3 protein-coding genes are annotated in these 2,737 nt (G+C 68.9%); all 3 read right to left on the bottom strand.

Features of this window, described 5'->3' with window-relative positions; all coding sequences use genetic code 11:
• Positions 1-185 (bottom strand): hypothetical protein (locus AC2W7C_RS16345; protein ID WP_486002342.1); only part of this gene is annotated, 185 nt, incomplete at its 3' end.
• 39 nt (positions 186-224) lie between these two features.
• The gene (locus AC2W7C_RS16340) at positions 225-740 is read right to left on the bottom strand and encodes a hypothetical protein (protein ID WP_486002341.1); all 516 of its coding nucleotides are present in this window, start codon (positions 738-740) and stop codon (positions 225-227) included.
• Positions 741-816: 76 nt separating this feature from the next.
• On the bottom strand, positions 817-2,737 hold a 1,921-nt coding region (gene infB, locus AC2W7C_RS16335), incomplete at its 5' end, for a translation initiation factor IF-2 (protein ID WP_486002340.1).

Genomic DNA, 2,737 nt, shown 5'->3' with positions numbered 1-2,737 from the left:
CAGCGCGCGATCCGGCCCGCGGCTGGCGCGGCGCCGTCGCGGACGGCGGTCCACGCCTGGACCGCCTGCTTCTGTTCGATCGCCAGCAGGAACAGCACCAGGCAGACGAAGCTCATCGCGCCGACGAGGCTCTTCAGCCCCCTCTGGCGTGATGCGGTGCGGCGCGGTGTCGTGACGGCGGTCATCGACGCGACCCTAGCGGGCCGCGCGGCGGCTGCAAAAGCCTATCGCCCGATAGGCGCGCTGAGGTCTTCCTCGACGCCCGGCGCGGACGGAACGGCCCACTCGCCGCGCCAAGTGTAGCTCAGCGCCACGCAGTGCCGGTAGGTTCCGTCCGCCCAACGGCCCACCGCGTGCAGGGTCAGCGGCCGGCCCAGCCGGACCCGGCCGACGACCAGCCAGGCCGCGTCGGCCGAGGGGCACAGCGCCCGCGACAGGCCTCGGCCGTCGCCCTCCGGCTTGATGGTATAGACCGAGGTCTCGCGCGACCCTTCCGGCAGCGCCCGGCGCACGGCGTCGGGCCCGCCCCGGCGGATATCGGCCGAGCCGCGGTTCGAGGTCGAGATGATCCTGCGCACGCTGATCGCCCCGAACAGGCCTCGGTTCGCTTCCAGCGTCACTCCGCGCGTCAGCGCTTGGGTGATCCGGTCCGAAGCGTCATAGGCCAGGTAGCGTATCTCGGCCATGGCCGGTCCGGCGATGGCGGAAAGGGTCAGGGCGGCGATCAGGATGCGGCGCATGGCGGCTTTGATCCTCGAAGGATAAGGCGAAACGGCGACGCTTCTGCGCCGCCGTCCCTGATACCCGAGCGGAACCCTAGTCCAGGGTGCGCTTGATCTCTTCGACCGTGAAGCACTCGATGTAGTCGCCGGCCTTGATGTCCTGGAAGCCTTGGAAGTGCATGCCGCACTCCTGGCCCGACGGGACCTCGTTGACCTCGTCCTTGAAGCGCTTGAGCGTCGTGAGGGTGCCCAGTTCCAGCACCACCACGTCCTCGCGGATGATGCGGACCTTGGCGCCCTTGCGGACCACGCCCTCGGTGACACGGCAACCGGCGATCTTGCCGGTCTTGGAGATGTCGAAGACCTGCAGCACCTGGGCGTTACCCAGGAAGGTCTCGCGCTGCAGCGGCGCCAGCATGCCCGACAGCACGCCCTTCATATCGTCCAGAAGGTCGTAGATGATCGAGTAGTAGCGGATCTCGACGCCCTCGCGATCGGCCAGATCGCGGGCCTGCTTGGAGGCGCGGACGTTGAAGCCGAGGATCGGCGCGCCGGCCGACTTGGCCAGCTGCACGTCGCTCTCGGTGATCCCGCCGGCGCCCTGCATGACGACGCGCGCGCGCACCTCGTCGTTGCCCATCTTCTCCAGCGAGCCGGCGATGGCTTCGCCGGAGCCCTGGACGTCCGACTTGATGATGACCGGCATCTCCGAGATCTTCTTGGATCCCAGCTTGGCCATCATGTCGACCAGCGACACCTGGTTGCCGCCGCCGATCGCCTTCTCGCGGCGAACCCGCTCACGGTAGTCGGTCAACTCGCGGGCGCGGGCCTCGTTCTCGACCACGGCGAAGACGTCGCCCGGCGAGGGAGCTTCGTCCAGACCCAGGATCTCGACCGGCACCGAGGGGCCGGCTTCCTGGAGCTGATCGTTGCGCTCGTTCAGCAGCGCGCGGACCTTGCCCCACGACGAACCGGCCACGACGATGTCGCCGCGGCGCAGCGTGCCGCGCTTGACCAACACCGTCGCGACAGGGCCGCGACCCTTGTCCAGCTTGGCCTCGATGACCACGCCCTCGGCCGATCGGTCGGCGTTGGCGCGCAGGTCCATGACCTCGGCCTGCAGCAGGATGGCGTCGGTCAGGCCGTTGAGGTTCAGCCGCTCCTTGGCCGACACCTCGATGATCTGGGTGTCGCCGCCCAGGCTCTCGGCGATGACCTCGTATTGCAGCAGCTCGTTGATCACCTTCTGCGAATTCGCGTCCGGCTTGTCGATCTTGTTGACCGCCACGATCAGGGGGGCGTTGGCCGCCTTGGCGTGCTGGATGGCCTCCACCGTCTGCGGCATGACGCCGTCGTCGGCGGCCACCACCAGAACCACGATGTCGGTGACGTTGGCGCCGCGCGCCCGCATCGCCGAGAAGGCCGCGTGGCCCGGCGTGTCCAGGAAGGTGATCCGCTGGTCGTCCGCCAGGCGCACCTGGTAGGCGCCGATGTGCTGGGTGATCCCGCCGGCTTCGCCGCCGGCCACGTCGGTGGTCCGCAGCGCGTCCAGCAAGGATGTCTTGCCGTGGTCGACGTGGCCCATGATGGCCACGACCGGGGCGCGGACCTCCGTCGCGTCGGTGTCGTCGGCCTCCGCCAGGAAGCCTTCCTCGACGTCGGACTCGGACACGCGCTTGACCGCCATGCCGTATTCCTCGGCCACCAGTTCGGCGGTGTCGGAATCGATGATGTCGTTGATCTTCATCATCATGCCCTGACGCATCAGGAATTTGATGATGTCGACGCCGCGCACGGCCATCCGGTTGGCCAGTTCGCCCACCGTGATGGTGTCGGGAATGACGACTTCGCGCGGACGGTTCGGCGTATCGGTCGAGCCGCCCTTGCGCTTCTCCTTCTCGCGTTCGCGGGCGCGGCGGACCGAGGCCAGCGAGCGCATGCGCTCGGCGGCGTCCTCGTCGCCTCCGGCCACGGCCTGGATGGTCAGGCGGCCTTCGCGGCGCTTGGGCTCGCCG

The sequence above is a fragment of the Brevundimonas sp. CURTG3B2_SDJG genome (assembly GCF_057364705.1).
Note: the sequence above shows the minus strand (reverse complement) of the source record. Positions and strands in the feature narration are given on the sequence as shown.

Bases quoted from the DNA above. Each gene is read 5' to 3' on its own strand.
- AC2W7C_RS16340 (WP_486002341.1), bottom strand. From the start codon at position 740: ATGCGCCGCATCCTGATCGCCGCCCTGACCCTTTCCGCCATCGCCGGA.